The 21,958-nt window shown below is 71.3% G+C and carries 23 protein-coding genes and 1 tRNA gene; 8 read left to right on the top strand and 16 right to left on the bottom strand.

Annotation, left to right across the window (positions count from 1 at the left end; genetic code table 11):
* The 3 genes from NBZ83_RS06325 to NBZ83_RS33680 all read left to right on the top strand — a co-directional run.
* Window positions 1-1,086 (top strand): TAXI family TRAP transporter solute-binding subunit (locus NBZ83_RS06325; RefSeq protein ID WP_261574521.1); only part of this gene is annotated, 1,086 nt, incomplete at its 5' end.
* Between the two features lie 104 nt (window positions 1,087-1,190).
* Window positions 1,191-2,000, top strand: coding sequence for a Dyp-type peroxidase (locus tag NBZ83_RS06320; protein WP_261574523.1), 810 nt, complete (start codon window positions 1,191-1,193; stop codon window positions 1,998-2,000).
* The gene (locus tag NBZ83_RS33680; protein ID WP_368861807.1) at window positions 1,997-2,251 is read left to right on the top strand and encodes a DUF5615 family PIN-like protein; all 255 of its coding nucleotides are present in this window, start codon (window positions 1,997-1,999) and stop codon (window positions 2,249-2,251) included. The genes NBZ83_RS06320 and NBZ83_RS33680 overlap by 4 nt, the downstream gene beginning before the upstream one ends.
* A 109-nt stretch (window positions 2,252-2,360) precedes the next feature.
* Here the strand turns inward: NBZ83_RS33680 and NBZ83_RS06315 are convergent.
* The 3 genes from NBZ83_RS06315 to NBZ83_RS06305 form a co-directional block, all read right to left on the bottom strand.
* Window positions 2,361-2,433 (bottom strand) — tRNA-Ala (locus NBZ83_RS06315).
* Between the two features lie 308 nt (window positions 2,434-2,741).
* Window positions 2,742-3,803, bottom strand: coding sequence for a ParA family protein (locus NBZ83_RS06310; RefSeq protein WP_261567474.1), 1,062 nt, complete (start codon window positions 3,801-3,803; stop codon window positions 2,742-2,744).
* Between the two features lie 128 nt (window positions 3,804-3,931).
* A complete protein-coding gene (locus tag NBZ83_RS06305; RefSeq protein ID WP_261567473.1) occupies window positions 3,932-4,828 on the bottom strand; it encodes a maleylpyruvate isomerase family mycothiol-dependent enzyme in 897 nt (298 codons plus the stop codon).
* A gap of 496 nt (window positions 4,829-5,324) precedes the next feature.
* Here NBZ83_RS06305 and NBZ83_RS06300 point away from each other — a divergent pair, with 496 nt between their 5' ends.
* Window positions 5,325-5,672, top strand: coding sequence for a molybdopterin oxidoreductase (locus tag NBZ83_RS06300; protein ID WP_261574520.1), 348 nt, complete (start codon window positions 5,325-5,327; stop codon window positions 5,670-5,672).
* A 32-nt stretch (window positions 5,673-5,704) separates the two neighbouring features.
* Here NBZ83_RS06300 and arfB read toward each other — a convergent pair whose 3' ends face one another.
* The 3 genes from arfB to NBZ83_RS06285 form a co-directional block, all read right to left on the bottom strand.
* A complete protein-coding gene (arfB, locus tag NBZ83_RS06295; protein WP_261567470.1) occupies window positions 5,705-6,133 on the bottom strand; it encodes an alternative ribosome rescue aminoacyl-tRNA hydrolase ArfB in 429 nt (142 codons plus the stop codon).
* A 98-nt stretch (window positions 6,134-6,231) separates the two neighbouring features.
* Window positions 6,232-6,378, bottom strand: a complete 147-nt coding sequence (locus NBZ83_RS06290; protein WP_009741505.1) for a DLW-39 family protein — start codon at window positions 6,376-6,378, stop codon at window positions 6,232-6,234.
* A gap of 135 nt (window positions 6,379-6,513) precedes the next feature.
* Window positions 6,514-7,305, bottom strand: coding sequence for a nuclease-related domain-containing protein (locus NBZ83_RS06285; RefSeq protein ID WP_261567469.1), 792 nt, complete (start codon window positions 7,303-7,305; stop codon window positions 6,514-6,516).
* Between the two features lie 378 nt (window positions 7,306-7,683).
* On the opposite strand from NBZ83_RS06285, the gene egtA reads away from it, so the two are divergent.
* Genes egtA through egtD form a run of 4 tightly spaced genes read left to right on the top strand, consistent with a single transcriptional unit; the run spans window position 7,684 to window position 12,520 of the window.
* Entirely contained in the window at window positions 7,684-9,183 is a 1,500-nt protein-coding gene (egtA, locus tag NBZ83_RS06280) for an ergothioneine biosynthesis glutamate--cysteine ligase EgtA (protein ID WP_261567468.1), read from the top strand.
* Window positions 9,165-10,529 (top strand): ergothioneine biosynthesis protein EgtB, encoded by a 1,365-nt coding sequence (egtB, locus tag NBZ83_RS06275; protein WP_261574519.1) that lies wholly within the window; start codon window positions 9,165-9,167, stop codon window positions 10,527-10,529. Before egtA ends, egtB begins: the two co-directional genes overlap by 19 nt.
* A gap of 4 nt (window positions 10,530-10,533) precedes the next feature.
* Entirely contained in the window at window positions 10,534-11,361 is an 828-nt protein-coding gene (gene egtC / locus NBZ83_RS06270) for an ergothioneine biosynthesis protein EgtC (protein ID WP_261567466.1), read from the top strand.
* 43 nt (window positions 11,362-11,404) lie between these two features.
* A complete protein-coding gene (gene egtD / locus NBZ83_RS06265; RefSeq protein WP_261567465.1) occupies window positions 11,405-12,520 on the top strand; it encodes an L-histidine N(alpha)-methyltransferase in 1,116 nt (371 codons plus the stop codon).
* A gap of 62 nt (window positions 12,521-12,582) precedes the next feature.
* On the opposite strand, the gene ilvD is transcribed toward egtD, so the two are convergent.
* The 10 genes from ilvD to NBZ83_RS06215 form a co-directional block, all read right to left on the bottom strand.
* On the bottom strand, window positions 12,583-14,436 hold the full coding sequence (gene ilvD, locus NBZ83_RS06260) for a dihydroxy-acid dehydratase (RefSeq protein ID WP_261567464.1): 1,854 nt from the start codon (window positions 14,434-14,436) through the stop codon (window positions 12,583-12,585).
* A 139-nt stretch (window positions 14,437-14,575) separates the two neighbouring features.
* Window positions 14,576-15,721 carry a hypothetical protein gene (locus NBZ83_RS06255; RefSeq protein WP_261574518.1) on the bottom strand — a complete coding sequence of 382 codons (1,146 nt, stop codon included), beginning with the start codon at window positions 15,719-15,721 and terminating at the stop codon, window positions 14,576-14,578.
* A gap of 30 nt (window positions 15,722-15,751) precedes the next feature.
* Complete coding sequence (locus NBZ83_RS06250) at window positions 15,752-16,096, bottom strand: antibiotic biosynthesis monooxygenase family protein (RefSeq protein ID WP_261567462.1); 345 nt, start codon at window positions 16,094-16,096, stop codon at window positions 15,752-15,754.
* Window positions 16,097-16,267: 171 nt separating this feature from the next.
* A complete protein-coding gene (dnaB, locus tag NBZ83_RS06245) occupies window positions 16,268-17,632 on the bottom strand; it encodes a replicative DNA helicase (RefSeq protein WP_261560322.1) in 1,365 nt (454 codons plus the stop codon).
* A 681-nt stretch (window positions 17,633-18,313) separates the two neighbouring features.
* Window positions 18,314-18,760 carry a 50S ribosomal protein L9 gene (gene rplI, locus NBZ83_RS06240; RefSeq protein WP_136446383.1) on the bottom strand — a complete coding sequence of 149 codons (447 nt, stop codon included), beginning with the start codon at window positions 18,758-18,760 and terminating at the stop codon, window positions 18,314-18,316.
* Window positions 18,761-18,771: 11 nt separating this feature from the next.
* Complete coding sequence (rpsR, locus tag NBZ83_RS06235) at window positions 18,772-19,008, bottom strand: 30S ribosomal protein S18 (RefSeq protein ID WP_009741495.1); 237 nt, start codon at window positions 19,006-19,008, stop codon at window positions 18,772-18,774.
* Between the two features lie 50 nt (window positions 19,009-19,058).
* Window positions 19,059-19,595: a single-stranded DNA-binding protein gene (locus NBZ83_RS06230; protein ID WP_261567461.1), complete on the bottom strand. Its 537-nt coding sequence runs from the start codon at window positions 19,593-19,595 to the stop codon at window positions 19,059-19,061.
* 63 nt (window positions 19,596-19,658) lie between these two features.
* On the bottom strand, window positions 19,659-19,985 hold the full coding sequence (rpsF, locus tag NBZ83_RS06225; protein WP_261567460.1) for a 30S ribosomal protein S6: 327 nt from the start codon (window positions 19,983-19,985) through the stop codon (window positions 19,659-19,661).
* Between the two features lie 246 nt (window positions 19,986-20,231).
* Entirely contained in the window at window positions 20,232-20,534 is a 303-nt protein-coding gene (locus tag NBZ83_RS06220; RefSeq protein WP_261574517.1) for a hypothetical protein, read from the bottom strand.
* A 171-nt stretch (window positions 20,535-20,705) separates the two neighbouring features.
* Window positions 20,706-21,875 carry a putative hexosyltransferase gene (locus NBZ83_RS06215; protein WP_261574522.1) on the bottom strand — a complete coding sequence of 390 codons (1,170 nt, stop codon included), beginning with the start codon at window positions 21,873-21,875 and terminating at the stop codon, window positions 20,706-20,708.
* Window positions 21,876-21,958: the final 83 nt, after the last annotated feature.

The raw sequence follows: 21,958 nt of genomic DNA, 5'->3' as shown, positions 1-21,958 counted from the left end.
CCGCCAGACCCCCCGTGGTGGCGTCGCCGGGCGGCCCTGATCGCTACCGCGACCGTGGTGGTCGCGGCCCTGGCCGCGGGTGCTGTGTACATCCTGCAGCCCCCGGCGCGGCTCGGTGTCTGTCGCACCGTCTCCGTCTACACCGGGCAGGAGAACACGCCCTACTACAACTACGGCCTCGCACTGAAAAGGCGAATCCATGCGAGTGACCCGGACACGGACGTAACCGTTGAGGCCACGAACGGCACCGCCGACAACCTGGCTCGCCTGCAGGATCCAGGCGGGTCAACCTGTGCGATCGCGATCAGCCAGCTGAACGGAGCCGTAGACGCACACTTCGGGGTCAACCAGTTCCGCAACGACCCGATCGACGGACTGCGCACCGTCGGCCCGGTATGGCTCGATATCCTTCATTTGATCGTACGCGCGGATTCGGGCATCGACGACGTGACCCAGTTGTGCAACCGGAAGATCTCGACCGGCCTGAACAACTCGGGGAGCCTGCAGGTCGGCCAGGTGCTGTTCAACAATGTCCTGAACTGCCAGCCCGCCACCGATCCCGCGGACCTCGACCGCGGCCTGGCGGACCTGCACGACGGGAAGATCGACGGGGTCCTCTGGGCAGGTGGCGCGCCGACGCCGCAGATCCTCCGAGCTGTCACCGAGGACGGGCTGCGGATCCGTCTGCTGCCACTGGCGCGGTATCTGGCTCCCATGGGTGCGAACTGGGACGCCGCCTATCGCCAGCGGCTCGGCAACCGGTTCGTCTCCGGCAGCGTGTACGAGCCGGCTACCATCGACGCACAGGATTATCCCGGCATCGGGCAAACCGAGACCGTCGGGGTTCCCAACGGGCTGGTCGTGAACCAGAGCGCCGACCATGATCTGGTGGCCTTCATCGCCCAGGACCTGTTCAAGCATCGGCCCGACTTCGAGCAGGCCCTCTGGGGAACGAACCAGAACGGCCGGCACTTCGAGACCGCCGCGCAGACCATCCCCAGAAGCTCGCTGTACTGCCTGGTCCCACTCGCCTCCGAGGCGAAGCGCTACTACGACAGCCTCAACATCCACGCCAACTGCGGGTGACGATTCTCGGTAAGCGCAGGCCGTCGCCGCATTCCCGGCCATGCACCTGCACCGGCCGTCCGGGCGGCGCCGCGGCGGAAGGTGGGTGGCGCGGCGCGGCGGTGATGTTCTCCCCTGCGGCGAAGTCCGGCGACCAGCTCGACCCGGCCCGCGGCGGCGGGGATCTCGGGGTGCAGGTGTGCGCCACCGATCCGGCGGCGGCCCTGGCGGCTGCGGCCCGGATGGGTGCACTCGCCGCGCCGTTCGCGGCCGCCCGCTGGGAACAGCGGGGGTTCCAGCCCACCGGCTCCGACTCCGACTCCGCGAACCCCCCGGACATACACCGCAACCTGATGGGGCAGCTCGACGGGATGTCCAACCTACAGCCGGGCACGCCCCAGTTCGATCAGGCCGTCTGGGCCTCGGGTGAGCCCACGTGGATGCGCGACGGCAGCTACCTGGTCCTCCGTCGCATCCGGATGCTGTTCGACGCCTGGAACCGACTCACCGGGATGGACCGGGACGAGGTGATCGGCCGGCGGGAGTCCGATGGAGTCCCGCTGTCGGCCGGCCCCGGCGGCACGGCGTTCACCGTGCCGGACATCAACATCCGCCGAGCCGACGGCCGATTCGCCATCGCGGCCGACGCCCACGTCCGGGTGTCGAGCCCGCCCGCGAACGCCGGTGCCGTCCTGTTCCGGCGCAGCTACTCCTACGACGACGGGTTGGACCCGACCGGCACCCGGGACGCGGGCCTGTTCTTCGCGGCCTACCAGGCCGATCCGCGGACGGCCTTCGTGCCGATCCAGCAGACGATGGCCGCCTTTGACGCGCTGAACGCCTTCATCCGCCACACCTCCAGCGCCCTGTTCGCGGTCCCACCCATGCCCCGTCCCGGCGACTACCTCGCCCAGGCGCTACTCGAGGATGACTGATCTGCCCCACCCCCGGAACCACCACGCGACGGGCTTGCCAAGCACGGAATCGACGCTGGCACCGTGTCGCCGAGGGCCTGACAGGCCGCTGCGATCCTGAGGTACTCGCGGCTGCGGTCGAGGAGAACCGCATGGTGTTCACCCTTGGCCGTGGCTTCGGGAACATCCGCACCTATCCGCCCGGGTCACACAGCGGGATCGTGGTCTTCCGACTTGACGATCAATCCGCACATGCCGTAATCGCGACTTAGAAAGCTGCCACGCCACATCCGGGGGCTCGGGGGGTTGTCCCCCCCCCCGGCCAGCATCGCGGCTGGTGGGAAGCTGCCCGAAGGGCAGCGACCACGAGGATTCAGCGCGTGGAGACGCGGGGATTTGAACCCCGAACCCCTGCCTTGCAAAGGCAGTGCTCTGCCAATTGAGCTACGCCCCCTGGACCTGCCTCGGCCGGGCCACGCCGCCCGGAGACGGGCGCTGCTCGGTGAAGCGCCCCTAGCTTACGGCATCGGGACCATCTCGGACCTTCCCACGTGGGATGCCGGCGCGTCAGCACCCCGTCCACCGGGGCACCGTCCGACCGATTCGGTGCCTGCCCGGGAGCAGGGTGACCCGACTCCCGGGCCTGTGGATAACTTCTACGCTGACCGCCGGAGGTTACCGAGCGGACCCTGTGGATAACTTCTCGCTGACCACCATGGAGCTGCGGCGCAAGGCCGGGGACGCCGGCCGGCGGGAGGAAGGTCAGGGGCGGCGCAGCGTGGGGTCGATGAAGGCGAGGCGTTCGCGGACCTTGACGGCGAGGTCGCGGAAGTCGGAGTAGCAGCGACGGACGGCGGTCTGGGTGCCGCCGAGGGCGCCGTCGCCGGCGCGCAGCTCGAACATGGGCTTGCGGGCGTCATGGGCCAGCGGGATCAGGTTGGCGTAGTGCCGCAGGGTCGCGATCTCGAAGGAACGATCGTGCGGGCCGGGGTTGCCGCTGGTGAGCACCGAGGTCGCGAAGACCTCGGGGATGCGGTCGAGCCAGCGGTCGTGGGCCTTCGCCGGGCGGTCGGCGCGGGCGGGCGGCTGCATGACGATGTAGCCGATCGGCATCATCAGGCCGCGGGGCGCGGGGATCCGGTCGGGCACCTTCGGCAGCACGGTGCCCTGCCAGGTCGAACGCCACTCCCGCAGCGTCGGGCCGAGGTTGCGCAGGCCGCGCAGCGAGAACAGGTCGGCGGCCAGCGGCATGAGCACCGTGTCGGCGGACAGCAGCGACGCCCGGTTGATCGCGCCGAGGTTCGGGCCGACGTCGATGAGGACGATCTCGGCGCCGACGGTGCGGGCACCGTTGTCGATGACCCGGTGCAGCGCCGTCGTCGTCCGCAGCGCGGAGATGTCCTTGCCGAGGAAGCTGTTCGGCCAGGCGGCGGACAGCCGATCCTCGAAGACGCTCAGTTCGACGTCCCCGGGCAGCAGCCACAGGCCGTCCTCGATCATCACCGGGTCGGGCAGCTCGACGTCCCCGACACCTTCCATGATCGGCGCGATGGCGGTCGCCATCGTTCCCGTGCCGGGGAAGACCCGCGTGGGGCGCACGTCGAACTCGACGGGCTTCGGCGCCGACGACGCGGTGTCCTCCGGCTCCGCCCACAGTCGGGTCAACTCGTCCTCGTCGAGGAACTGCGCGGTCAGGTTCGCCTGCGGGTCGAGGTCGACGGCGAGCACCCGGTGGCCCATCCGCTGGAGCATGTGGGCGAGATGGAAGGCCAGCGTCGTCTTACCGACGCCGCCCTTGTTGTTGAACAGCGCCATCGTGATCATGCGCGGATCCGATCGCGCCCGTGGTCGCGCCGCCCGTCGTGGGTGGCCTCACCACGGTTGTCCCTGTTGTCCGACACGCCAGGCATTCTCTCGCCTGCCCGATTCACCGGCGTGGGCGGGAGCGCCGATCACCACCAGGGGCCGAGCGCGGGCCAGTCAGGACGGCCCGGGTCACGGCCGATCAGCCAGGCCAGCGCGGGGATGGTCGGCGCATCGACGACGACCAGCTCCTTCCCCCGCCCCACCGCGGTCGACGGCCGGTCGCCCGGCGCGAGCAGAACGGTGACCTCCGCCGGCAGCCGCGAGGGCAGGCCGCGCACGGTCCAGGCCCATTCGACCTCGACGTAGGCGGAGCTCAGGTCCGCCAGACCGGGACCGCCGAGGTCGGTGAGGGCGAGATCGACGAGGTGGATCTCGGTCTCCCGCCAGCGCAGGAACACCAGATCCGCGAGCGTCGTCACGCCGTACGTGCTGACCCGGCCGAAGCCGGTGCGCCAGACGTCGACGTGCACGGCGTCCCAGGCCCGCTCCAGCCGGGTGACGGCGGCGGCGACCTCGGCCCGCACGGTGGCGGCGGGCAGGTCACGGCCGGCGGCGATGTCGCGGTCACGCTGGTCCTGGCCGCCCGGGTACTGGTCGCGGACGTCGCCACCGGTCGCGGCCTCGACCATCCCACTGTGGCTCTCGGCGTTGCGGGCCAGGTGGGTGAGCAGATGGGCGACCGTCCACCCGGGCAGGCCGGACGGGCGGCGCAGCACGTCGTCGTCCACCCGTTCGACCAGCTCCAGCAGTCGCCGGTGGGCGGCGGCGCAGCCGGCCATGCGGTCGTGCGGCACCACCGAGGGCCGGTAGTCGGCGCCGGCGGACCAGGCCCCGGGCGACGCCGACGGCTCGAGGGCGGTTTCCTGCGCGGGACCAGGGTCCGGGCCGCCGAAAGCCGCGCCGAACTCACGGTCGGCGGACGCGTCGGCGTCGGCCTCGGGCACGCCGAGGACGGATGGTCGGGAAGAGGGCGGGGCAGCCATGCTCCCACCGTGCCCCCTGCGGGCGGCGGTACGCCAGGCGAAACGCCATACCGGTGACGAAGTTCCGAACATCGCAGGAAAGACCGGCCACACATCAAGATCACAACTTGAATCAGTAACGACATAGATCCTTTACTGACCGATCCCCTGCTGCCACGCAACGCCGCCGGGAGGGGCGAACCCGACTGGACAACGCCGTCAGGTCGTTTCGGTGTCAGGGGTGAGCGACAGGCGGAGGCCGAGGGCGGAGGCGAGCTGAGCGATGCCCGGCGTGACGGCGACCAGCGACACCGCGACCAGCGACACCGCGACCCGAGATGCCGAGATGCCGAGATGCCGGGATCGGGGCTGCGCCGCCGCCGCGCCTGATCCCGACTGGGCACCCTCTCCTGCCTATCCGGAGCGGCCTTAACATGGAAGACAGTCGAGCAAAAATCCGCAGGACACCAGGTGCACCGACAGCATGCGCGTGGATGTCCGACGGGCGGAGGAGCGGATGTTCACCACGCCTCGCTTCCTGCAGGGAATCGTCCCGTTCGAGGGCAAGGGCCTGGACGCACCGTTCCCGCTCGGCCCGGCGTTCAGCTACGTGGTCCCGGCCGGCGTCACCGCCCAGCCGTTGTACTTTCGCGGCGGCAACTCGACCGACGAGCTGATCTGCCTGATCCTGCAGCGCGATGGGGCACCGATGCGCTTCTTCCCGATCGGCGCCCGCGGCTCCGTGCACGTCCCGCTGCGTGTGGTCGAGGATCTGGCCCCCGCGACCCGCCTCGAGCTGCACCTCGCCGCACCCGCGGGCCTGCTCGGCACGCTCGTCGCCGACGTCGGCATCGTCGAGCTCTGACCACACGCCCGGCCTGGCAGCCCGCGGCGGGCTCAGTCCTCGGGGGGCCGGCGGTGCCGTTTCGTCGCGGACCGCTGCTTCTTCGCCTGCAGGCGCCGCTCGACAGCCCCGCGCGAGGGCCGCGTCGGCCGCCGCGATCGCGGTGGCGGGGCGGTCGCGACCCGAAGGGCTTCAACCAGCCGGTCGAGCGCGGCCTCCCGGTTGCGCAGCTGCGAGCGCTGCTCGCTTGCCGCGATGGTAAGCACACCATCGGTGAGCCGGTCGCCCAGGCGCGTCAGCGCGCGCTGACGCATCAGCGGCGACAACGCCGGTGAACCGGCGACGTCGAACGACAGCTCCACCCGCGAATCGGAGGTGTTCACCGACTGGCCGCCCGGCCCGGACGAACGCGAATACCGCCAGCGCAGGTCGGCCGATGGCAGCACGAGACCCGGGCGAACCGGGATCTCACGGGGCAGCATGGCTCCCATGGTGCCCGACCGCGGGCTCGACGTCAGGCGAGTTTCGCGCTGACGCGCCGCCGCGGGCGCAACACATCAGCGCACCGCCGCGCGAGTTGTCAGCGCCCGCCGGCCGGGGACCCGGTGGTGGACGTCGCCTCCCGCCAGAGGTCGATCTCCTCCTTGCCACGGGACCGCCGCCGGGCGGCAGAGAAGGCGGCCCCCGCGCCAGCCAGCAGCGCCAGCACGGTCATCTTGCGCGCCATGTCGACTCCTTCGCCGGCGTCCTCGGCCGGGGGTGGCTCAGTTGTTCCACGGTATCCCGACCATGGCCGGCCTGTCCGCGGCGGGGCCCGCCAATGGATCTCGAGCCCGAGACCGGGCGGCGCAGCCAGGCCGGGTCAGCGACGCAGCAGGCCGCGCAGCCGGGAGCGGGTGGGCCAGGACGGCGGCGGCCCGGACACCTCGTAGGCGGGGAAGGCCCGCTCGGCCACATCGACCAGCATCGCGACGTCGATGGGCCGCAGCACCACCCCGGCGGACAGCACGTATTCGGCCACGCCGGCGGCGGGCAGCAGCAGCACTCCCTCGACGAGGGCGAGCCCGGCCGGAACCTCGGCACGCGCGAACGCCACGACCGGCTGAACCTCCAACTGCCAGCCGCCCGGCAGCTCGCCGAGCAGCTGGGCGGTGGCCTCCTCGCCCATCCACGCCACCAGGCCGAGCATCGCCCGCAGCGGCACCTTGCCGGCCCAGACGCCGGCCGCGTTCTGCCGAATGGGCCCCTGATGAGCGTCGGTCTCGATGACCCAGGCCCCGGACGGCCCGATGACGAGGTGGTCGATGTTGCCGGCCGAGTCCGCCAGGGACCGGTCGTGCAGGACGGTGTAACCGGCCCGGACCAGCCGGTCGAGCGCGCGGGCGGTGCTGCGCTCGGCCTCCGCGTCCTCGCGCCACGCCTCGATCTCCGGTGGGGTGCGCAGAAAGCGCACCGCCCCGACGACGCCGACCGCGAGCGCCGCGAGCACCGCGAGCTGGGCGGTCACGACGCCGGGCAGCCCGGCGAAGGCGCACAGCATGGCGATGACCAGGGCCGTGCCCACCGCGAGGGCACCGCCAACGACCAACGCCCGACTTTTGTGATCTCCGCGTTCGGCGGAATACAACTGTTTGCGCCGCAGGTACTCGGCCATGGCCGAACGTCCTGCCGACTGTCGATCGGACACGGCCGCGGTCACCACCTCCCGGCGCCGTCATGACGCCGTCGCGCTCGGCGCTGTCTCCGGGTCCAGGAACGGATCGGGCGCCAGTCCGTCACGGCGCGCTACCGGCTTTCTGGTCCATCCCGGTCACCATTCCATCGAATACACAACAGCGACAGGGTCAAGGACGTGGAATATGCGAGAGAGAGCCACGTTGAACCCACATCTATACCACCCATCGGCGAACCGGCCGAGGCGACACCACAGGCAGCGGTCGGGTAGGAAGCGGGCCACCCAGGGGAGAACTCCGGGGAACGCCGCCACCGGGCGCCACGCCCACCGGTGGCAGCACCGAGAAGGAGTCGCAGGATGCCACGTCACGTGACACTCCGGGGATCCGGGGACGATGAGCCGCCATCGCCCCACCGGTCGTCGGCCGCGCCGTCGCCAGGCCGACAGTCGTCCATCGGCCACCCCTGCGCCCCGAGTTCCCCGGAGTCGGCTCACCCGGACCAGCCGGTCGGCCTCGACGCGGTGCGGGCCTTCGCCGCCGGCTGCGTCACCCCGGCCGAGAACCCCGCGGATGCGTCCGAGCTGCCGGTGGGGATCGGGACGTCGGTGGGGATCGAGACGGAATGGTTCGTCGTGGACAGCCGGGCGGTGCACCGACCGGTCCCGCCCGCGCGGACCCGCCGGGCGCTCGACCGGATCGTCGGCCTGGGCACCGGCGCCGGCGGGCCGGTCCTGCCGGGGGGAAGCCGGCTCACCTTCGAGCCCGGCGGCCAGCTGGAGCTGTCGGGCCCGCCGGCCGGACTGGCGGCCGCTGTCCAGTCCACCGCCGCGGACCTGCGGCTGGTGCGGGCGGCGCTGGCCGAGGACGGCCTCGCCGTCGTCGGGATGGGGGTGGATCCGCTGCGCGCCGGGGTGCGCCAGACCACCGCGTCCCGGTACGCCGCCATGGAGGAACACTTCCGGACCGGTGGGGGGACCTCCGGCGAGGTGATGATGTGCTCCACCGCGTCCGTCCAGGTCAACCTGGACCTCGGCGCAACGCCCGCGCAGGCGGTCGAGCGGTTCCGGCTGGCCCACGAGATCGGGCCCGTGCTGACCGCGATGTTCGCCGCCTCGCCGGCGCTCGCCGGCCGGCGTACCGGCTGGCGCTCGACCCGCCAGGCGGTCTGGTCGGGCATCGATGCGAGCCGCACCCGCTCCGTGCTGGACCTGCCCGCAACGGCGGCGGTGGCACGGCCCGACGATCTCGTAGAGCGCTGGGCGAGGTACCTGCTGGACGCGAAGCTGATGATGATCGCCGACCCGGCGAGGGACGTCGGGCCCGGCGAGGACCGCCGCTTCGTCCCGGTGACCGGCGGGCATACGTTCGGAAACTGGGTCGCCGGGCGGGGCCCGGTCGAGCGGGCGCCGACCCTCGATGATCTGTCGTATCACGCGACGACGGTGTTCCCGCCCGTCCGCCCGCGGGGCTGGTGGGAGCTGCGCTACCTCGACGCCCAGCCCGGGGAGGGCTGGCGGGTGGCGGTGGCGGTGGCGACCGCTCTGCTCGACGATCCGATCGCCGCCGGGGGGGCGGCCGAGGCGTGCGCACCGGTGGCGCGACGCTGGCCGGCGGCGGCGATGCTGGGCATGGCCGACGAGCCGCTGCGGCTGGCCGCGGTGCGCTGCCTGGAGCTCGCCGCCGCCGCGCTGCGCCGCGCCGGCTGCGTCGACCTCGCCGAGGCGGTCGACACGTTCGCCGAGCGTTATCCACAACGAGGCCGGTGCCCGGCCGACGAACTGTCCGAGCGGTTCACCCTGATCGGCCCGACCGGCCTGCTGCGCGAGGAGGCACAACTGTGCGTTTCGGTCGCCTGACCCAGGACCCGGCCTCCTCGGCAGCGCCGGTCACCGCGCAGGCCGTGGCCAGCGCGCTAGACCTCGCGCGGAAGCGCTCGTTGGCCTACACCGACATCGACGCCGACGAGCTTCTCCGCCAGCACTCGCCACTGATGTCGCCGCTGGTCTGGGACCTCGCCCACATCGGCAACTACGAGGATCTCTGGCTGGTGCGCACGCTCGGCGACGCCGTCGAGACCCGGCCGGGCCTCGACGACATCTACGACGCCTTCCGGCACAGCCGGGCCAGCCGAATCCGCCTCACGCTGCTCGACCCGGCCGAGGCCCGCGCCTACCTGCGCGAGGTCCGCGGCCGAACCCTCGACACCCTCGACACCCTCGACCGGCTCGCGCCGCTGTCCGCCGACGCCGAGGAACTGCTTGCCGGCGGCTTCGTCTACGGCATGGTCATCCAGCACGAGCACCAGCACGACGAGACGATGCTCGCCACCCATCAGCTGCGCGCCGGACCGCCGCTGCTCGCCCCGGGGCAGGCGCCGCCGCCCGGACGGCCCGTGCCGCGCGCCGAGGTGCTGGTGCCGGCCGGGCCATGCACGCTGGGCACGAGCACCGAGCCCTGGGCCTACGACAACGAGCGGCCCGCGCACCAGGTGGACCTGCCCGCGTTCTGGATCGACACCCTGCCGGTGTCCAACCGGGCGCACATCGCCTTCATCGACGCCGGCGGCTACGACGACGAGCGCCTGTGGTCGGCCGCGGGCTGGCAGTGGCGCCAGCAGGAGAACCTGACCGCGCCGGCGTTCTGGTCACGCGACGGCGAGCAGTGGCTGCGTCGGCGTTTCGGCCAGCTCGAGCCGGTGCCGCTCGACGAGCCGGTCCAGCACGTCTGCTGGTACGAGGCCGAGGCGCACGCCCGCTGGGCCGGCCGCCGGCTGCCCACCGAGGCGGAGTGGGAGAAGGCCGCCGCCCACGACCCGGCCACCGGACGTTCACGGCGCTATCCCTGGGGGGACACCGATCCGATGCCGGAGCATGCCAACCTGGGCCATCGCACGGATGGCCCAGCCCCGCTGGGGGCCTATCCCGCGGGCGCGAGTCCCTGTGGGGCCGAGCAGATGATCGGGGACGTCTGGGAATGGACCGCGAGCGGTTTCACTCCGTACCCGGGTTTCCGGTCCCATCCATACCGCGAGTACAGCGAGGTCTTCTTCCCGAGGCCGGGGGCGGATTCGGCGTTCCGGGTCCTGCGCGGCGGCAGTTGGGCGACGGATCCCTCAGCCGCGCGCGCCACCTTCCGCAACTGGGACTACCCGATTCGCCGTCAGATCTTCGCGGGCTTTCGGCTGGCCCGCGACGGCAGCTGAGCCGATGTGCCGCCATCTCGCCTGGCTCGGCGCGCCGCGTACCCTGGCCCGGCTGACCATGGACGCACCGCACAGCCTGCTGCGCCAGTCCTGGGCGCCGCGCCGGATGCGGCACGGCACGATCAACGCCGACGGCTTCGGGGTCGGCTGGTACGCCCCGGCGTTGCGCCCACAGCCCGCCCGGTTGCGTCGCGCGGTGCCAATGTGGACGGACGCCTCCTACGCGTCGATGGCCGGCGCGCTCGCGTCCGGCTGTGTGCTGGCCGCGGTGCGCAGCGCCAGCGTGGGCATGCCGGTGGAGGAGTCCTCGACGGCTCCGTTCAGCGATGGAGACCGGCTGCTCAGCCACAACGGGCGCGTCGACCCCGCGGCCGTGCGGGCGCTGCTGCGCGAGCGGCTCGACGCTCCCCCGCCCGACTCCTCCTGCGACTCGGCTCTGCTGGCCGCGCTGGTCTGGGAGCGGGCCGCCAAGCTACCCTTGGCCGACGCCGTTGCCGAGGTTGTGCTGTCGCTCAGTGACGCGGGGATGGCGGACCGGCGGGCGGGTGGCGTCGTGCCGTGGGCCGGCGACTGGGCGTCCGAGCCGCCACCAGAACCGCTGGAACCGGCGGCGGTCGGCGATGAGGCGGCCCGGCTGAACCTGTTGGTGACGGACGGTACCCAGCTCGTGGCGACCACCTGGCGCGACAGCTTGTCCTACCGGGTGGAACCGGACGGCGTGCTGGTCGCGAGCGAGCCGGACGATGATGAATCCGACTGGATCGACGTTCCGGACCATCATCTCCTAGTGGTCGACACACACAAAGTCACTCTTCGTAGTTTGATCTCCTAGATCGATTACTGTGGGTTGCACCACATCGATGGAGGGCGCCACGATGACACCGAGGACTCCGGTCACCACCCCCGCGGGTGCCACAGGCACCGCCGACACGGACGACGCGGACAGCACCGACGGCACCTCGAGTGGGACCGGCACGGTCGCTGGGGCGACGACGTTTGCGGGACTGACCCTGGACCGGCACGTGCACGCGTCGGATCGCGCCGTCAATCTGGCCCGCGACGTGCTCGGCGGGCTCACCGCGAACCCCCGGGAACTACCGCCGAAGTGGTTCTACGACGCCACCGGCGGCATGCTGTTCGACGAGATCACCAGGCTGCCGGAGTACTACCCCACCCGGCGTGAGCGGGCAATCCTCGACGACCACGCGAGCGATATCGCGGCCGCCTGCCCCGCCGACACCCTCGTCGAACTGGGCTCGGGCACGTCCGAGAAGACCCGGTTGCTGCTCGACGCCCTGCGCGCCACCGGCGGACTGCGCAAGTTCGTCGCGTTCGACGTCGACGAGTCCACCCTGACGCAGGCTGGTCGCAGCCTCATCGCCGTCTATCCGGACCTTGCCGTGCATGCTGTCGTCGGCGACTTCGAGCGGCACCTGTCGCACCTGCCCAGCGGTGGTCGGCGTCTGATCGCCTTTCTCGGCGGCACGATCGGCAACATGCGGCCCGCGAAGCGGGGCGCGTTCCTGCGCGCGCTACGCGAGCAGTGCGGTTCCACCGACGCCCTGCTGCTCGGCACGGATCTGGTCAAGGACCCGGACCGGCTGGTCGCCGCCTACGACGACGGGGCCGGGGTGACCGCCGCGTTCAACCGCAACGTGCTGACCGTGATCAACCGGGAGCTGGGTGCGGACTTCAACATCCGCGGCTTCGCACACGTCGTCCATTGGAACGCGGCGGACGCCTGGATCGAGATGCGGCTGCGCGCGGTCCGCGACCAGCAGGTGACCATCGATTCCCTCGCGCTGGCCGTCGATTTCCAGCGTGGGGATGACCTGCTGACCGAGATCAGTGCGAAGTTCACCCGGGACAGGATCACCACGGAGCTGGCGGACACCGGCTGGGCGGTGGCCCAGCAGTGGACCGACCCCGAGGGCGACTTCGCCGTGACCCTCGCGACGCCCTCGACCACGCCCACGGCGGCGTCGGTCTGAGCTCTGGCCGACGCCCCACGGGGGGGCGGGCCGTCAGCTGCCGTCGACGCCAGCCGCCGACGTCAGCCGCCGAGAAGGCCGACGTCGCGGGCAGCCCCGGTCGACGCCGAGGTCGCCATCGCCGCGTAGGCGCGCAGCGCCGCCGAGACGGGGCGTTCCCGGTCCGCCGGTCGGTAGCCGCCGGCCGCCTCCAGCTCGGTCCGCCGCCGCGCCAGCTCCTCCTCGGAGACGAGCAGTTCCAGCCGGCGCGTCGGAATGTCGATGTCGATGATGTCGCCGTCACGGACGAGGGCGATCGTGCCGCCGTGCGCGGCCTCCGGCGAGACATGGCCGATCGACAGGCCCGAGCTCCCCCCGGAGAATCGGCCGTCGGTGATCAGCGCACACTTGGGCCCGAGACCACGCCCCTTGAGGAAGGCGGTCGGGTAGAGCATCTCCTGCATGCCGGGGCCGCCACGAGGACCCTCATACCGGACGATGATCACATCTCCGGGCTGGACCCGCTTGTTCAGGATGGCGTCGACCGCGTCCTCCTGGCTTTCGACGACGAGCGCCGGGCCGCGGAAGGACCATTGGCTTTCGTCCACCCCGGCGGTCTTGACGACCGCGCCGTCGGTGGCGAGGTTACCGAACAGCACGGCGAGGCCGCCCTCTGCGGAGTAAGCGTGCTCGACGGAGCGGATGCAGCCGTTCTCCGCGTCGGTGTCGAGGGAATCCCAGCGGTTGGTGGTGCTGAACGGCTCGATCGTGCGCACCCCGCCCGGCGCTGCGTGGAACAGCTCGACCGCGTCCGGCGAGGGGTCCGCGCCGCGGATGTCCCAGCGGTCGAGGAACTCCCGCAGGCTGGCCGCGTGCACCGAGTGGGTGTCCCGGTCGAGCAGGCCGGCCCGGTCGAGCTCGCCGAGGATCGCCGGGATCCCGCCGGCCCGGTGCACGTCCTCCATGTAGTAGTGGGCGGAGCTGGGCGCGACCTTGCACAGGCAGGGCACGGTGCGCGAGATCTGGTCGATGTCGGCGAGCGTCACGTCGACGCCGGCCTCGACGGCTGCGGCGAGCAGGTGCAGCACGGTGTTCGTCGAGCCGCCCATCGCCACGTCCACGGCGAAGGCGTTGCGGAACGCCGCGGCCGTCGCGATCGAGCGGGGCAGGACGGCCCCGTCGTCCTTCTCGTAGTAGCGCCGGGCCAGGTCGACGACGAGCCGGCCGGCCTCGACGAACAGCTCGCGGCGGGCGGCGGAGGTGGCCAGCGTCGAGCCGTTGCCCGGCAGGGACAGGCCCATCGCTTCGGTCAGGCAGTTCATCGAGTTCGCGGTGAACATCCCGGAGCAGGAGCCGCAGGTCGGGCAGGCCGACCGCTCGATCGTCGACAGGTCGTCGTCGGAGACCTCGGGGTTCACCGCCGCGGACATCGCCGTGATGAGGTCCAGCTTGGACCGGGCCGTGTTGCCGGAGATCACCGCGTTGCCGGACTCCATCGCCCCACCGGAGACGAACACGGTCGGGATGTTGAGCCGCAGCGCCGCGAGCAGCATGCCAGGGGTGATCTTGTCGCAGTTGGAGATGCAGACCAGTGCGTCGGCACAGTGGGCGTTGACCATGTACTCGACGCTGTCGGCGATGATCTCCCGCGACGGCAGCGAGTACAGCATCCCGCCGTGCCCCATCGCGATGCCGTCGTCGACCGCGATCGTGTTGAACTCCCGGCCCACTCCCCCGGACTCCGCAATCGCCTCCGCGACCAGGGCGCCGAGGTTACGCAGGTGCACGTGGCCCGGCACGAACTGGGTGAAGCTGTTCGCAATGGCGATGATCGGCTTGCCGAAGTCGTCATCGGTCATGCCGGTCGCGCGCCACAGGGCGCGGGCCCCGGCCATGTTCCGGCCATGCGTGGTGGTTCGGGAGCGGAGAGCGGGCATCTCGACCTCGGACATCACGCCGGCTACGCCCCGACGGGGACCGCCGGCAACGGACTGGCGATGCCATGACGGTACGCCACATCATGGGCGCTGCCCTGCGCGACGACCCGGTCACCGGTCGGTCGGACGCCTGGGCCGGTCAGGAGTCCGGGTCGGGCTCGCCGGGTGCGGTTCGAGGTGGCCGTGAGGAGTCACCCGGACGTCGCCCCGGCGGCGGGACCGCCCAAGGGTAGCCGGCGATCCGCCGCCCGCCGCCCCGGCCACCCGCCGGGTCGGGCGGTGCACCAGCGCCGGTTGCCGACCCACCGGTCGGCTCACTCGGACCCGCCGGACCGGTCGGACCGGTCGTGCGATCGGTATCGGCGGGATCGTGCTCGCCGCCCCCACCGGGCGCGAGACCCGCCTGCTCGTCGAAGTCCGGCGGGTAGTCCGGGATAGGCGGGATCGGCGGAAAATCTGGGATCGGGGGAAAGTCCGGGATGGGGGGTAGGTCGGCGCCCGGCGCAGACCCGCCCAGCGGCGGGTAGTCCGGAATCGGCGGGAAGCCGGGGATGGGCGGACCGTCCTCGTCCCCCGGCAGACGGACCCCGGGTTTCGCGGCGGGAGGAGTTCCGCCGCGGCCGCCTGCCGCCGGCACGCCCGGCCAGCCGGGCGGCGCGCCTCCCGGGTGGGCAGCGGGCCGGGGACTCTGGTAACCGGGCTGACCTGATTGAGGAGGTTGAGCTGGATGGCCAGGCTGCACCGGCTGTGCCGGATAGCCCGGGACGCCGGGATAGCCAGGCTGACCCGAGTAGCCGGGATAACCGGGCTGACCGGGCTGACCGGGATAGCCGGGATAGCCGGGCTGACCGGGATAGCCGGGCTGACCGGGATAGCCGGGCTGACCGGGATAGCCGAGTGGGCCGGGTTGGCCGATCGGCTGACCGGGGTATCCGACCTGCTGCGGACCGGCGGATCCCGGCTGTCCGGGCTGCGTTGGCCCGCTGCGGCGAGCTACCTTCCGGCTGGCGAGGGGCCGGCGACGGCGCCACTGGTCCTGGACCACCCACACGAGCCCGAGAGAGGCGAGGGTTCCGGCGATCGGCCATACCTGGTGCCGGGCGATAAGCAGGAACAGCACCAGGACGACGGTGAAGACGTAGCCGGTGACGAAGAACGCGAACGGCCGGACCTCGAGCCTTTCGATCCTGCCGCGGAGCAGGATCGCCGGGAGCAGCCAGATGAGGAAGCCGAAGAAGACAGCCGAGATCGGCGCGATGAACAGGAACCCGAAGAAGTCGTCCATGATCAGGGGTCCAAGCGATCGTGGGGCAGGTCAGATCGGATCGGGACCGGCCGGGACGTCCACGCCGTGGGCCACGGACGGCGGACTGGCGAAGTACGGTCCGAGCGCCGCACGCCAGCGGACGAAACGATCGGACTCCCGGAAGTTCTTCAGGTGGCTGTCCAGCGTCGCCCACTCGACGAGCAGCACGAAGCTGGACGGCGACTCGATGCCCCGGGTCAGTCGGACGGACCGGAAGCCAGGCGTGCCGACCAGCTCCTGACGCACCTCCTGGTAGGCGGCCACGAACTTCTCCTCGGTGCCAGGCTGGACGTCGAACTGGGCGATCTCCAGGACGCCCGGCCCCGCGGGCCCGCCGTTCCCGTCGTCACTCACCGGACGTCTCCTCGCCATGCTGCATGTAGCCCATGGTCCGTATCTTCCCGGTGGTCCGCATCATCCCGGTGGTCATAGCGCCCAGTGTGTCACCGTCCGGAGATCGTGGTCCGCCGACCGGTGTAGGTGGGCGCCGGTCGGACCCCGTGCCCAGAACCGGGCCGGGACAGCTCAGTTCGCCATGTCGACGAATCGCGAGTAGTGCCCCTGGAAGGCGACGGTCACGGTGCCGGTCGGCCCGTTGCGGTGCTTGGCGATGATGAGGTCCGCCTCCCCTGCGCGCGCCGACTCCTTCTCGACCGTGTCCTCCCGGTAGAGCAGGATGACCGCGTCGGCGTCCTGTTCGAGGCTGCCGGACTCACGCAGGTCGGAGACCTGGGGGCGTTTGTCGGCCCGCTGCTCGGAGGCGCGGTTGAGCTGGGAGATCGCGACGACCGGCACGTCGAGCTCCTTGGCCAGCAGCTTCAGTGACCGCGAGATCTCGCTGACCTCCTGCTGGCGGCTCTCCACCTTCTTCGGCGACGACATCAGCTGCAGGTAGTCGAGGATGACCAGGCGCAGGTCGTTACGCTGCTTGAGCCGGCGGGCCTTGGCTCGGATCTCCATCATCGTCAGGTGCGGGCTGTCGTCGATGAACAGCGGCGCCTCGGCCACCTCGCCCATCCGCCGGGCCAACCTGGCCCAGTCGTCGTCGGTGAGCCGGCCGGTGCGGATGTTCTGCAACGACACCCGCGCCTCGGCCGACAGCAGCCGCATGGTGATCTCCATGCGGCTCATTTCCAGCGAGAAGATGACCGAGGTCAATCCGTTCTTGATCGACGCCGCCCGGGCAAAATCCAGACCCAGCGTGGATTTGCCCACGGCCGGCCGGGCCGCGACGATCCACAGCTGGCCGCCGTGCAGGCCGTTGGTCAGCTCGTCGAGGTCGACAAAGCCGGTCGGCACGCCGGTCAGCGCGCCTTCCCCGCGCCCCTGGATCGACTCGATCTCCTCCAGGGCCGGGTTGAGCAGCTCTCCCAGCGGCAGGTAGTCGTCGTTCGACCGCTGCTCGGTCACCTCGTACACGGCGGCCTGTGCGCGGTCCACCACATCGCTGACGTCGGGGGCAGCGCCGAAGGCGAGCTGGACGATGCGGGTGCCGGCCTCGGCGAGGCGGCGCAGGACCGCCTTCTCGGCGACGATGCGCGCGTAGTACCCGGCGTTCGCCGCGGTGGGCACGCTTGAGATCAGGGTATGCATGTAGCCCGGGCCACCGACCCGTTCCAGCATGTCGCGGCGGCTCAGCTCGGCCGCGACGCTGATGACGTCGGCGGGCTCGCCGCGGCCGTACAGGTCGCCGATGACCTCGTAGACGAGTCCGTGGGCCGGGCGGTAGAAGTCCGCCATCCGCAGGACCTCGACGACGTCGGCGATGGCGTCCTTCGACAGCAGCATGCCGCCGAGCACGCTCTGCTCGGCCGGGAGGTCGTGCGGCGGGACCCGTTCGAACTCCGCGCCTCCGCCGGCGCCGCCGCGCGAGATCTCAGTGACGCTCACGACGCGCCCTCCCCGCTCTCCCGCAGATCCAGATTCGAACATATGTTCGTACACACCAGAGCTGCGGTCAACAGGCCACGTCGCCACGCCCGACAGATCTCGGCCACCCGTCGACCCCCGTCACGCCGCACCCGGCCCGGCGGCCGTCCGGCCATCGGCCGACCGAGCGCGGACTTCCTGCCCCACCGGCGTCCCTGCCCGGCGATCCGGCCACGCCATGGCGCTTACCCGACGACCAGCCGCAGACGGAACACGGCCCCGTGCACCCGATGAACGGCCCTCCAAGCTGGCCGGGCGAGTCCGGCGGACCCAGTCTGAAGGGTCCGACCATACGGTTCGACGAGCACCCCCACCAAAAAGTTATCCACAGGCCCTTGTGGAAAAGCTGTGGGTAACCTGCCGGAACCTGGGGATGAGCTCGGGACAGCGGCGCACACCATGTGGAAAACCGGGACCACAAGGGCACGGGACCGCAGGTACAGCAGGCGCCTCCGGCCCTTCTCCTGTGGATAAGACAGGGTGGAAGAAAGTTCGTCACGGGTCTGGTCCCGCAACGACAAACTCCCCCGGACCGAGGACCACCACTGGGGTGGGTCGGCCGGGGGAGTTCGCGTCGGTCCGGGAAGACCGCGCCTCGCCGGCGAGACGCCATGCCGTCTCGCGAGGGGCGTGCCGCCGGTCCTAGGCCTTCTTGACCTGGAGCTTCACCGATGCGGTCACCTCGGGGTGGAGATGCACGGCAACCGTGTACGCCCCGAGGGACTTGATCGGCGTGGTCAGCTCGACGCGCCGCCGGTCCAGCTCCGGACCGCCCGCCGCGGTGACGGCTTCGACCACATCTGCCGCTGTCACCGAGCCGAACAAGCGGCCTTCCTTGCCGGCCCTGCCGATCAGCTCGACCTTGAGGCCGCCGAGCTGGCCGGCGATCTCCTGGGCGTGGCCGAGGTCGCGGACCGCCCGGGCCGAGCGGGCCCGCTTGATCTGCTCGACCTGGCGCTCCGCACCCTTCGTCGCGATGATCGCGTACTTACGCGGCACCAGGTAGTTGCGCCCGTAGCCGTTCGCGACCTCGACGATGTCGCCCGGGCTACCGAGGCCAGGGACCTCCTGGGTCAGGATGAGCTTCACCCCGCCACCCCCTAGCGGGCCGACGCGGTGTAGGGCAGCAGCGCCATCTCGCGGCTGTTCTTCACCGCCGTCGCCACGTCGCGCTGGTGCTGGCTGCAGTTCCCGCTCACCCGGCGGGCGCGAATCTTGCCCCGGTCCGAGATGTACTTGCGCAGCAGCGAGGTGTCCTTGAAGTCGATGTACTCGACCTTGTCCTTGCAGAAGACGCAAACCTTCTTCTTGGGCTTGCGCACGGCCGCCTTGGCCATGGAAGTGCTCCTACCCCGTTGTGTCGACCGCGAGGACGACGAACGCCCGCTCAAAACGGAGGCTCGTCTGAGAAGCCACCGGCCGGCTGCTGCGACCAGGGATCATCATTAGGAACTCCACCGGCCGGAGCACCGGAGGGGACGCTGGCGGGCGCGCCGAAGCCGCCGCCACCACCACCACCGCTGTAGCCGCCGCCACCACCGGCGCCGGCGCCGCCACCACGGGCGGCGCGGACGACCTTTGCGGTCGCATAACGCAGACTTGGGCCGACCTCGTCGACCTCGAGCTCAATCACAGTGCGCTTCTCACCCTCACGGGTCTCAAACGAGCGCTGCTTGAGCCGACCGGTGACGATGACCCGGGCGCCTTTCTGCAGCGACTCGGCGACGTGTTCGGCGGCCTGCCGCCAAATAGAACAGCGCAGGAACAGCGCCTCGCCGTCTTTCCATTCATTGGTCTGGCGGTCCAGCGTGCGCGGCGTGGAGGCGATGGTAAAGCTCGCCACCGCGGCGCCGCTCGACGTGAACCGTAGCTCGGGGTCGCTGGTCAGGTTGCCAACGACGGTGATGACCGTCTCACCGGCCATGGGCGCCCTCCCGGATGTCGGCGGCCCACAACAACGGCGAGACAGCCGTCGTCGCGGACCGGATCATGCCGCCACCCGGCGGCTCTGACGAGGCTTCTTCGGCTCGGGAAGCCGAATGACCTTCGTGCGGATGACCGACTCGTTCAGCACGAGCTGGCGGTCGAGCTCGGCGACCACATCCGGATCCGCGTGCAGGTCGATGACCGCGTAGATGCCTTCGTGCTTCTTCGTGATCTCGTAGGCGAGCCGGCGCCGGCCCCAGATGTCGACCTTCTCGACCACGCCGCCGCCCTGCCGGACGACACCGAGGTACTGGTCAAGGGACGGCGCAACGGTGCGTTCCTCGAGATCGGCATCGAGGATCACCATGAGCTCGTAATGACGTGCCAAGGTTGAACCCACCTCCTGTGGACTCGGGCGGCCACGGATTCTCCGTGGCAGGAGGAGCCGTGCTCCGGATCTGCGCCGCCGCGGACGCGCTCGGCGCCGGCATCCCAGGAGGGACCGCCCGCCGGCACATCCGGGCGATCTTCAGTGCACGGCGACCGCCCCCGGCAACCAGCCGATCCAGGCGAGGGATCGGAGGCTGACCAGCAAACGGACGCGTGCGCCGACGCACGGCGTGTCCCATCGAGCTTACTCGATCCGTTTCGAGACGCTGGGCGCGCCGACCGCCAGGACCACTCGCAGCCAGGCTGTTCCCACGCCGGCCAGGCAGACGAGATCGACCGTGATGAGCAGCCCACGCAGATGACGCGACGGCGTGGGGTCGGCGAGCGCCAGCCCGAGCACCGCGAACGCGGCCAGGCCCGCGATGGCACCCAGCAGCCGGGCGACGGAGCGTGGCTCGATCCGCGCCGGCAGGTCCCCACGGCCGCCGCCGCGCATGGCGCTGCCAGCCGGGCCGCCGCGCACACCTCCGGCCGGTTCACCACTCACTACGACCCCGTCCGTTCCGGCCCGGGAGCCGCGGTCTGCGGCCCCAGCTCCGACGTCAGCTCGACCTGCCCAGGAGTCCCCGGTGTCCACTGCATCGCTCTCCGTTCCTCACCCACGTCAGCGCCATCGTTGCGCATCACCCATGCGGGGATCACCGCGCCGCGCCAGGGATCAGTCGACCCATTGCCCCTGGGTGAAGGCGACGACCAGCACCGCCATCACCGGCGCGCACAGGCACAGATAGCCGGTTGCGAACCTCGGGTGACGTGCGGCGGTCCGCGCGAGCAGGAGGTAGAGCGGGAAGGCCACCAGGATCCCGCGGATTCCGGAGGCGTAGTAGTTCGTACAGGCCATGATCGCGGTCATCACACCGACGAAGGTCGCCTCCCCCCACCGCCGGCCTACCAACAGCACGATCGTCAGCAGCACGCCGACGACCACCGCGAGCAGCTCCCCGCGCCAGAACCACACAAAGGTCGATGCGCCGTTGCCGTCGGTGGCGGACGACCACGTGGTCGCCCATCCTGACCAGGGCCAGTCGAGGCCGCGATGCCAGCCGTCGCGCATCGCATCGGTATAGGAGCCCCAGCCGCCGGTGCGCGCGCGCAGATAACCCAGGTAGGCGAGGACCGGCACCGGCGGGAGGGCCAGTGACAGCGCGGGCCAGGCGAACACCGGCCGTCCCGCCGCACGCCGGCCGACGACGTACTGCACGGCGAGGGCCACGCCGAAGGCGACCCCGCTGATGCGCGCCGACGCCGCGCCGGCGCCGAGCAGCCCCGCGAGCCACCAGCGCTGGCGGCGGGCGGCGAGCCACGACGCCGTCGCGAACGCGAGGAACAGCCCTTCGGAGTAGGCGGCGAACAGAAACACCGCATAGGGGAAGCAGATCAGGCTGAGAACTGCGAACCTGGCGGCCGGCGCCGCGACCTCGTCCGCGGCGAGCCGCCACAGCGCGGCCGCGGTGACCGCGCCGGCCAGCAGGGAGACGACGAGGCCGGCGACGATCCAGTCCGGCACGATCACGTGGACGAGTCGGATGGCGAGGGGGAGTCCGGGGAAGTCGACCTCCGTCCGGTCCACATAGGCGGAGGAGAAATAGCCGTACCGGGCTACCTTGGTGAACAGGCCGACATCCCAGCGATCCCACAGGGTGCGTAGGCCGGGGGCGTTGCGTGCCGGCGCCGAGCTCAGCGCTCGCGCCGCGGCCAGGGAGAGCAGGGCGACGGCAACCCGGCTGGCGAGCCAGAGCGGGACGGCGGCCCGGACTGACTCCGGCAGGCGGGCCCAGCCCGAGCGGGCGATGCCGGTCAGATCGCGGGCGCTGACGAGCTCGTCCACGTCGGACCGACGGTCGGGTCCGGTCAGCTCCCCCTGATCGACCGCGTGCTGCGGCCCGGTCGCCTCCCCCGACCCGGCGAGAT

This window comes from Frankia gtarii, from assembly GCF_025403375.1.
Lineage (GTDB): Bacteria > Actinomycetota > Actinomycetes > Frankiales > Frankiaceae > Frankia > Frankia gtarii.
This window is presented reverse-complemented; position numbering and strand designations above follow the sequence as displayed.

Coding starts and splice junctions, on each gene's coding strand:
- NBZ83_RS06320 (WP_261574523.1), top strand. CDS start 1,191: ATGTTCTCCCCTGCGGCGAAGTCCGGCGACCAGCTCGACCCGGCCCGC.
- NBZ83_RS06310 (WP_261567474.1), bottom strand. CDS start 3,803: ATGATCACGATGGCGCTGTTCAACAACAAGGGCGGCGTCGGTAAGACG.
- NBZ83_RS06305 (WP_261567473.1), bottom strand. CDS start 4,828: ATGGCTGCCCCGCCCTCTTCCCGACCATCCGTCCTCGGCGTGCCCGAG.
- NBZ83_RS06300 (WP_261574520.1), top strand. CDS start 5,325: ATGTTCACCACGCCTCGCTTCCTGCAGGGAATCGTCCCGTTCGAGGGC.
- arfB (WP_261567470.1), bottom strand. CDS start 6,133: ATGCTGCCCCGTGAGATCCCGGTTCGCCCGGGTCTCGTGCTGCCATCG.
- NBZ83_RS06290 (WP_009741505.1), bottom strand. CDS start 6,378: ATGGCGCGCAAGATGACCGTGCTGGCGCTGCTGGCTGGCGCGGGGGCC.
- NBZ83_RS06285 (WP_261567469.1), bottom strand. CDS start 7,305: ATGGCCGAGTACCTGCGGCGCAAACAGTTGTATTCCGCCGAACGCGGA.
- egtA (WP_261567468.1), top strand. CDS start 7,684: ATGCCACGTCACGTGACACTCCGGGGATCCGGGGACGATGAGCCGCCA.
- egtC (WP_261567466.1), top strand. CDS start 10,534: ATGTGCCGCCATCTCGCCTGGCTCGGCGCGCCGCGTACCCTGGCCCGG.
- egtD (WP_261567465.1), top strand. CDS start 11,405: ATGACACCGAGGACTCCGGTCACCACCCCCGCGGGTGCCACAGGCACC.
- ilvD (WP_261567464.1), bottom strand. CDS start 14,436: ATGCCCGCTCTCCGCTCCCGAACCACCACGCATGGCCGGAACATGGCC.
- NBZ83_RS06255 (WP_261574518.1), bottom strand. CDS start 15,721: ATGGACGACTTCTTCGGGTTCCTGTTCATCGCGCCGATCTCGGCTGTC.
- rpsR (WP_009741495.1), bottom strand. CDS start 19,008: ATGGCCAAGGCGGCCGTGCGCAAGCCCAAGAAGAAGGTTTGCGTCTTC.
- NBZ83_RS06230 (WP_261567461.1), bottom strand. CDS start 19,595: ATGGCCGGTGAGACGGTCATCACCGTCGTTGGCAACCTGACCAGCGAC.